Annotated in this window: 6 protein-coding genes; 1 reads left to right on the top strand and 5 read right to left on the bottom strand. The window is 44.5% G+C overall.

Translation table 11 applies throughout. The features are described from left to right. Positions 1–113: 113 nt before the first annotated feature. The 5 genes from C1T21_RS26620 to C1T21_RS26600 all read right to left on the bottom strand — a co-directional run bounded on the left by C1T21_RS26620 (position 114) and on the right by C1T21_RS26600 (position 6,331). Positions 114–2,000 (bottom strand): Ig-like domain-containing protein, encoded by a 1,887-nt coding sequence (locus C1T21_RS26620; protein ID WP_103050366.1) that lies wholly within the window; start codon positions 1,998–2,000, stop codon positions 114–116. A 120-nt stretch (positions 2,001–2,120) separates the two neighbouring features. After that, complete coding sequence (locus C1T21_RS26615) at positions 2,121–2,543, bottom strand: hypothetical protein (RefSeq protein WP_103050365.1); 423 nt, start codon at positions 2,541–2,543, stop codon at positions 2,121–2,123. A 16-nt stretch (positions 2,544–2,559) separates the two neighbouring features. Next, a complete protein-coding gene (locus tag C1T21_RS26610) occupies positions 2,560–3,228 on the bottom strand; it encodes a uracil-DNA glycosylase (protein ID WP_013310967.1) in 669 nt (222 codons plus the stop codon). A gap of 259 nt (positions 3,229–3,487) precedes the next feature. Continuing rightward, a complete protein-coding gene (locus C1T21_RS26605; RefSeq protein WP_103050364.1) occupies positions 3,488–4,150 on the bottom strand; it encodes an S-layer homology domain-containing protein in 663 nt (220 codons plus the stop codon). 120 nt (positions 4,151–4,270) lie between these two features. After that, on the bottom strand, positions 4,271–6,331 hold the full coding sequence (locus tag C1T21_RS26600; RefSeq protein WP_103050363.1) for a glycosyl hydrolase 115 family protein: 2,061 nt from the start codon (positions 6,329–6,331) through the stop codon (positions 4,271–4,273). 257 nt (positions 6,332–6,588) lie between these two features. On the opposite strand from C1T21_RS26600, the gene C1T21_RS26595 reads away from it, so the two are divergent. Beyond that, positions 6,589–8,532 carry a serine hydrolase domain-containing protein gene (locus tag C1T21_RS26595; RefSeq protein ID WP_103050362.1) on the top strand — a complete coding sequence of 648 codons (1,944 nt, stop codon included), beginning with the start codon at positions 6,589–6,591 and terminating at the stop codon, positions 8,530–8,532. Positions 8,533–8,657: the final 125 nt, after the last annotated feature.

The following is an 8,657-nucleotide window of genomic DNA, read 5'->3' as shown; positions in this document are numbered from 1 at the left end:
GTATCGGAAGCAGCTTATAGCCTAGGGTCTTTTTTCAGTGTCTATAAAATGGGGTCTTGACCACTTTGGACCGGGGGTTATTTTGTATAAGTGGATGTGGCAATATGCGTAGACTATTTTAACACTCTAGCCGATGTCGCTACAGTCTTACCACCATAGACTACTTTGATACTGGAACTTCCGGTATCAATCGCCTTCACCTGACCGCCAGTAACCTGTACGATCGACGGTTTGGAAGATGTCCATACCGCTGAGCTCGTCACATTGGTAGTTGCGCCTGAATCATAAACTGCATTCACACTAAGCACTTGAGAGGAGCCTTTAGGCAGCTTCAGGTTTTTATTGCTTAATACCAGTTTGAGCAGCTTAGGTGTGACCTTGATCTCAACGTTAAACGACTTATCCTGATATGTGCCCGTAATCGTTGCGTTTCCAATTCCAACGGCTTTAATGGAAGAGCCTTTTACGATTACTACGGAAGCATTCGATGATGTCCATTTCACTTTGCTGCTCAGCGTAGCTTTTTTACCATCCGTATATATGCCGATGACTTTGATGGACTTACTTCCTTTCAAATTCATATCAGCACTCGAAAAGCTTGGTGTCAATGTAGAGATGGCTCCTTCCACAATGACAGGTACTTTCACATATTTGTTCATATACATAGCCTTGATTCCAGAGTTACCGCCATTCACCGCTTTTACTTTACCATTTGCTACTGTAACTGCGGCTGTTGTACCTACCCAGCTTACCTGATTGGTAACATCAAGGATTCCGCCACCAGCCATGTGTGCTTTTACTGTCGGAATACTTGCTTCTTGGCCTGCAACCAATACATATTTTTTCTCAGAAGCGGTCAGCTTGAGCACTTTGTATTGCACAGTCACTGGAATATCCAGTTTGAGCGCACCTACCGTTGCTGTCAATGTTGCACTGCCTGGGTTCACTGCAACTAGCTTACCATTTGCTATTTTAACTGCACTTTCACTGCTTAAACTCCATTTTACATCGGATTGAACTGCTTTTTTTGCTCCATTGACCAAATAAGCAGATATACTCGGAAGAGAAGTTTTGCCTCCTGTTTCGAGAGTCAGACTGGCTTTGCTCGAAACCAGTTTTTCAACCGTCGGAAGTACATTAATCTTCAGAGTCTTGCTCAAACCGTGATAGGACGCTGTAATCGTCGAATTGCCTGCATCCATCGGTGTGATTTTACCTTGCTCGACTGTGGCAACCAGCGGATTGGAGGAAGTCCATTCTGCCGTGTTGGTTACATCTGTTTTGCCGCCAGTCAGGTTGACATCGGTTGCACTAACCTGAATTGGGGAGCTACCCAGAAAGACCGATTTGGCCCCAGTTGCACTCAATACTAACGCCTGAGAAGAAGAACGCACATACACAATCGTTTGTGCTTTAAGTTCATCTTTGCTTGCTTTAATGTAAGTCACGCCTTTGGCAAGTGGACGAACAAGACCATCTTCAACGGTAGCAACAGCCGCATTCGAAGAAGTCCATTCGACACCGGATACATTTTCCGTCCCACCTCCAGTAAGTACACCTTGAGCAGTCAATTGCTTTGATTCTCCGCCAATCGTCAAATTAATGGGACTAGACGGATTTAATTGCAGCTTGCTGTAAGGCGATTTTACAGTAATCGTTGTACTTACCGTTTGCTGCTCATATGTGGCAACAATCTTAATCTGCCCTTTTGACACAGGAGTAATGAGCCCCTTATCAACCTTTAAAATGCTTGAATCCCCAGAGATCCATTCTGCCTTTTGGGTAACATCTTCTTTGCCCTTTTCTGTCAATGACCACACTTTTAATTGAGCGGGGCTTCCACCCAGATTCAATGTAGTCGGATTTTGACTGTCCCACTGTACCGTGGAGGTCGTGCTCTCCTCAGCCCGGATCAAACCCGCTGGCCATGCTGCAAATACAAACATCAGCAAAGCAAGTAAGAAGGTACTCCGTTTGCTCATACGTCTCATACGCTCCATTCGTTTCTCTCCCTTAGTTTCATCTCTATAAAATAGGATATAATTAACAATCCCATTACTTTTATCGGTTAGCAGCTGACTAAATTGAACCCTTCATCAAAAAAAGGTGAATAATTACAGTTAAAGTTCTCCACGCAGTGACCTTACCACAAACAAATGCTCTTCTTTAGATAAGGTTAGTCCATCTTCAAGGATTACATTGTGTGCCGAGTGACTAACCAGCTTTACATTATAAGCAATCAGCTGATCCTCTCTCCAAATCGTCACCGCCGACTGAAAATGAATGGCATTATCAAACTGTAACGGAACACTCATTACATAACCGATAGCGTTCAGCTTCGCCGGATGGCGGCTTCTACGCTCACGCCCCGGAGGAAGCATGGTAATATACGTAATATTTTCAAAAGGAATAGCCAGCATTTTCGGGCCTAAAATAACGCACTTTCGTATATCATCCCATTTTTCAAGCGTGCCGCGCACCTTCTGGGTATGATCGTTGTTGCCGTGATATAAAATGACCTGACGTCCCTTCCATTGACGCATGTCCTCACCTCCAGTGCTAGCGGTTAGGAATCTCCCACCGAATCGGCTCCATTCCATGCTCCTGCAAAAATGCATTGGTACGCGAAAAAGGCTTGCTGCCAAAAAAGCCTCTGTGAGCCGCCAATGGACTCGGATGAACGGATTTCAGCACCAAATGCTTGCTGGTATTCACGAAGCTTGCTTTTTTCTGAGCATGGCTCCCCCACAAAATAAACACTGCTGGCTGCTCGCGCTCATTAATCGCTTCAATGACAGCATCCGTGAAACGTTCCCAACCTATTCCCTGGTGAGATTGCGGTTGTCCTTCACGCACGGTTAACACGTTGTTTAGCAGCAGCACACCTTGCTCAGCCCAAGGAACGAGGTATCCCTGATTCGGAATGGGAGTACCGATATCATCGCGAAGCTCCTTATATATATTTAGTAGAGATGGCGGTGTTCGCACACCAGGTCTAACAGAAAAGCTCAAACCGTGAGCTTGTCCCTCTCCATGATATGGATCCTGTCCCAATATAACCGCTTTGGTCAGATGAAATGGCGTTAATTTAAGTGCGGAAAACAAGTCTTCTTTTGGAGGATATACCTTATGTAACTTGTACTCTCGGGCTAACGTATACCTTAATTCATTAAAGTATGGCTTTTCGACCTCTTCTCGTAGTACATCATCCCAGTCATTCCCAAACATACCCCTGTCTCCTCTCAATATGCAGATCTGTGAAAACGGTAAGCTTTTTGATCCAAAAAAATAAGCTGAACTCCTCATCCGGAGCCAGCTTATTTATTCGTTACCTGTGTTATATGCCGAAGGACCAGGAAAATATCCTTACGGTAATCAGCTACCGCAGGTCTAAATTCGATTTCCTTATTATAACATTAACGATAATGATGTCAAGTAACTGAAAGCTTAATTCCCTCAGAAGAAAAGCTCTTTATTGCTGTATTTATTACGATTTTGTATGAGCATTCAGGTATTCCAATGCATTATATAACATAACAGCAGCTTCGGCACGTGTAATCTCTTTTTTTGGATGAAACTTTTCATTTGCATCCAAGGTATTGACCTTGTAGACTAGCGAGCGTTGAATGCTACCTTGGTAAGAAGGCTCCAGTTCACTGTCATCCGTAATATTCGCAGGTGCGATTTTAATCATCGGAAGAGCGCCTGCTTTTTCCATGCCCTGAATCAGCATGTGGGTGAACTGTTCCTTAGTCAGAGCTTTGGCAGGATCAATATCCTTTGGAATAACCACACCATTATAATGAGCGTTGATAAAAGCTTCGGCGTACCATGCATTATCCTTAACATGGGTAAACAGTCTACTGACCTGTGGCTCCTTGTTCAAATCAATGGCGGCCAAACTGAGCTGGAATCCGCCGGAGATCAACTGAATGCCTTGGGCAGCGGTGACTTTAGATGACGGGAGAAACTGCGTGTCAGAGGCACCTTTGAGTAGACCCTGATCTTTAAGGGATATAATTTTTTCTTTACCACTTACGTTATCCAAATCCTTAAATTGACGGTCTGCGGCAGACATTTGACCTCCAATGGAGAAGGACAAAATGGCTACAGTTGTAATGGCTGCAAATGCACTTTTTCTCATACTCATGTTATGTTCCACCTTGTAGTTGAATTAGGCCGCTTGGCCATTAACAACTTCATTGACGTAGTATAAGCTGAAAAGGTTGCAGGCAGACGCTGTTGCTTCTTATGCTACATGCCTTCCTTTTTAATATAATACCTTCTCCAGACAGCGTGCCAACTCATCATCGGGAAGGGGCTTGCGATGCGTATTCTCTAGGTAGATATATTTCTCTGTTTCTGGCATTAAATATTGTTTGGACCACAGGAACATATCCGGACTGTCTCCCTGAAGACGAAGAAATCTCCGCACAGTGTCCGCATGAGAAATAGTGTTATCCAGATTGGTTAACCAATCTGCCCGGTAGAAATGCTCCCATCTTCCAGTTCCTGCGAGCGATAAAGCTTCTTTACCCATTCGGTAGCTCCAAACGGCATGAGAAGCTTGTATAAAAGCTCGTGGATAATCTTTTTCAAGGAACAGCCCATAAGCGCTACATAAGCTTGCCAGTCCACGTGAACCACTCAGATGCAGTTCAATCTGCACAAGCAGTTGATTATACAGCCTGCGACATTCATCTTCAGACAACTGCTTCATTATTCGTAGACACCGCTCTCGCAGTTCAACCCAGTCCGGGATTGCCGACTCGGCTTTTTCCTTGAACCAGCGTACCTGTTCAGGAAAAGGCCTTTCTCCAGTAGCCCAGTACAGCCGTTCATCACTGCCTTCTTTACCTTGTAGCCAATACCCCATAATTTGCCGAGCCGGATGGTGATAGAATTCCTCCCCTGCTCGATCATCCTTATGCGGGCCATAATCGATAGTGCAACGGGAATAATCCCTGTATAATTGGGAAATCTTTTGAAGCTGACTACTGTACAGCCGTCCGATAAAATCAGTAAGCTGCTCTTCAGTATTCACTTTACCCTTCGTCCATAAATTTGCTACTAAATCCAGCGTATATACATGTGGCAAAATATTTCCTGAATTGACCAGCAGGTACTCGTCCGCCCCTGTAGTAAACGCTGCTGTCAATTCCTCTACAATCAAGCTGGCTGAGGAGGGAAATTGGGTAAGATGGTTCGACGCTTGCAAGTCGTGGAAGGTCACATGGTAATATACTCCATTCTTGCCCCCATCCTGCGCCTCAGGCAATGCTGGTACACGATAATTAAGATTCCCATGGCGCCGAGATACCATTTTACCGTAACCATTGTCCGCCCATATTTTAATCACCCCTTCGGGTACTTCAATATGCCCCTGCTTGTATAACTCGGCAATCTCACCATACATCGCCATACAGCATACAGGATGCTCCACAAATTCACAGATCATATTGTACTGCTTGCGAACCACATACGAGATTAATTGTCCACGTTTGTCCGGCGTATTAAAGGAAGGATCATCTTCCCAAAAAGGCTTGTCACCCTGCCCGCGAAAAGATAATACCCATACAATCTTCTCTTCCTTTTGCCGTTCAATCGCTTCCTGCCACAGCTGTTCAAACAACTCGGGATGCTCTCTGTAGCTAGCTTGTTTACCCGGAAAGGCGCGCAAAAACATCTCCGCCCCCAACGGTTCAGCATGATGATGTGTGATCCATAAGCCCATGTCTGCTGCAAGCTTATGATGGATACCTGTGCGTGGTAAATCGGTTCCGGGAATCACCATATTTCCACCGCAGCGCAGTAACGCTTCAAAAACCGGCTGCCACACCTGCTCCGTCGGTGGATAATCATCCTTCCAGCCAATCAAGCACACCTCATCATTGACAAACCATCCCCGATATCGGACCTTGGACGGTATACTGTCAACATTCAGACTCGGCAAAACTATGGAATCCCGCTTAGGCGGTAGAATCTCCGCCCAGAACCAGAACGGCTCCACACCCAGAGCGAAACGGCTGTAATGAAGCAGTCCATAAATAATTCCTAATTCATCACGGCCAATAATATGGAGTACCGTTCCCTTGCTACCAGCAACAAACCGCAGACAATAGCCCTCTGGCCAATGCGGACAGCTATCTCCTTCCTGCGCATAACGGATAATGATCGAGGGCTCTACTTCTGTTTGCAATGGCTCTTTGCCAAACACTTGCTTATGATCTCGCACAATCATGTTCCAGGCGTGGGCAATTGGCACACTTTCATCAGTTTGAAGATTGTATCCGCTTTCAGATGAAATAGTCAGAGGTTCACAGGCTTTCATTTATTGTCATCTCCTATTTTTTTCAACTATGAGGATTCTTCTTGTCTTTATTTTATAGGTTGGCAACATACATATAAAGCTGTCCCAACATAAATATAGCTTTTTATCGGTAAATCACTTGAGAGTTGAAGCTTAATTCGAGAAAGAAAAAAGTAAGGAACAGGAGAGAAATAAGAAAGACTTGATTGCTACACTAAAAATGTTCCAAAAAACAGACTGCCCTTAAAGATTCAAGCGCAGCAAAAAGGAGACTTGATATGAAATTGAAAAAACGATTTGCCTCTTTGTTCCTGTTGGCATTGATGGCATTTATCCCGGTCCAGGCATATGCTTCTGAATCCGTTCCAACCACTCCCTCTGGAATTCCGATTTCCGAAATCGAAAACAGAACAGATCAAATTATGAAAAAATATATAGGAACAGCGATTCCTGGTGCTGCGGTTTCGATAGTAAAGGACGGGAAAATTGTTCTTTCAAAAGGTTACGGATACTCAAACATCGAGAAACAAACACCCATGAGTACGGAAACAACCTATATGGAGGCCGGTTCCGTATCGAAATTGTTCACCTGGACGGCAGTAATGCAACTGGTTGAGCAAGGAAAGCTGGATTTGAATACGGACATCCGCACATACTTGCCTGACGGCTTTCTCAAGCCTTCTTTTAATAAGCCTATTACCCTGAAATCACTGATGAGCCATACGGCAGGTTTTGAGGAGCACCTGGAAAAACTTTTGGTTCATGATCCTGCTGATCTTAGGCCTCTCAAGGAGCATATCGCACCCGGAAATCAGCCTGAACAGATTTATGAGCCTGGAACAGTGATTGCTTATTCCAACTATGGGACCAACCTGGCCGGTTATATTATAGAACGTGTATCCGGAATGCCTTTTGAAACCTATATTCAGAAACATATATTTGAGCCTCTAGACATGAAACATTCTTACTTTACACAACGGTATGATCTTATCCCAGAGGTTATCGAACATAAAGCAACAGGCTACTCCAAGAAGGATGGAAACTGGGTGGCAAAGCCGAATGTTTTCTTTAATGATGTGCCGGCGGGTGCGTTAAACATTACTTCGGAGGACATGGCTCATTTTATGCTTGCTCATCTGAACATGGACCATTCCTTAAAATATTCGCTGTTCAACAAGAATGAAACCTTGCGAGAAATGCATGAGGCTTCGTATACCCACTATCCCGAGCTTCCGGGGAATGCCCATGGCTTTTGGGAACGGTTCGCGGGAGATTATCGTGTTATCGAGCACGGTGGAAATACAGATTCATTCTCCTCTCTGGTCTCTATCGTGCCGGATCAAAACTTTGGGATCAGTATTCTGACTAATGTGGAAAATGAAATGTCCGGGGCGAGAAGCGAACTCATTGACCTGTTTGTCGGGGGTTCCCACGCTACTCCGCAAGCGGACAGCACGTTGAAGCATAGCGCGGATGTGGCGGGAAAATACCGCTCTGCTCGGGCAGTATCATCTGGTATATTGAAGCTTATACCCGTATTATCCAATGCGGAAGAAGTGGTCACAGCCAACGGCAATGGCGGAATCACTCTGAGTATTCCATCCATGAATATTAATGTTGATTATGTAGAAACCAAACCCTATTTTTTTGAACGTGTGACTCCCGGGAGCACTCCTTATGATTACGCGGGCCTAAACATCAGCCGTCTTTTTTTCTTAACCAATGCCGATGGTAAAGTGACGCAGTTGTCATATGGAGTGATCGATGACCAATTGCCGATATCCTTCCTGCAAACATCCATTTTCAGTTATATTCTGGTCGGGGGATGCGGTATTTGGTTTGCGCTTGGGTCTATTTTCGGTATTATTGGATGGCTGCGGAAGCTCAAGGACGCAAGAAAGCAGAAGAGTACTTCGCGGCTTCCCTTGCCTGACAGTGTAACCGTAATACCCTTGCTGGGTCTGCTTGTGATCGTCAATCTCATTGCTTCCAGCATCCAATTGATAAGCGACCCCTTTCAGCCTATGTCCAATTTCAATTTGAATATTATCTTTTTCTGGGTACTTGGGCTTGCCTTTGTACCGGCTGCCTATCTTGCTGTAAGAAAATGCAATGTTTCCAAAACAACATTGTTAAGAAAGGTATACACCGCGACGCTGATTCTTTCGTTTCTAGCTATTTCGATTTTCCTGTATTCCTATAATTTCTACTTTTTGGCATAGATCTACTTGGTTTGATCCTTTTTATAGCATAAATAGCCCTGCGCGATATATTTCAAGTCGAAACGTAAAAGACCGCCATTAGACGGTCTTTCTTTGTATTTTCTTCCCTATGAACACTCTTATCC

The sequence above is a fragment of the Paenibacillus sp. F4 genome, from assembly GCF_002894905.1.
GTDB classification, from domain to species: Bacteria; Bacillota; Bacilli; order Paenibacillales; family Paenibacillaceae; genus Paenibacillus; species Paenibacillus polymyxa_B.
The sequence above is the reverse complement of the archived record's forward strand: the minus strand, read 5'-3'. Positions and strand labels throughout refer to the sequence as shown.

Coding starts and splice junctions, on each gene's coding strand:
- C1T21_RS26615 (WP_103050365.1), bottom strand. CDS start 2,543: ATGCGTCAATGGAAGGGACGTCAGGTCATTTTATATCACGGCAACAAC.
- C1T21_RS26595 (WP_103050362.1), top strand. CDS start 6,589: ATGAAATTGAAAAAACGATTTGCCTCTTTGTTCCTGTTGGCATTGATG.
- C1T21_RS26605 (WP_103050364.1), bottom strand. CDS start 4,150: ATGAGTATGAGAAAAAGTGCATTTGCAGCCATTACAACTGTAGCCATT.
- C1T21_RS26610 (WP_013310967.1), bottom strand. CDS start 3,228: ATGTTTGGGAATGACTGGGATGATGTACTACGAGAAGAGGTCGAAAAG.
- C1T21_RS26600 (WP_103050363.1), bottom strand. CDS start 6,331: ATGAAAGCCTGTGAACCTCTGACTATTTCATCTGAAAGCGGATACAAT.
- C1T21_RS26620 (WP_103050366.1), bottom strand. CDS start 2,000: ATGGAGCGTATGAGACGTATGAGCAAACGGAGTACCTTCTTACTTGCT.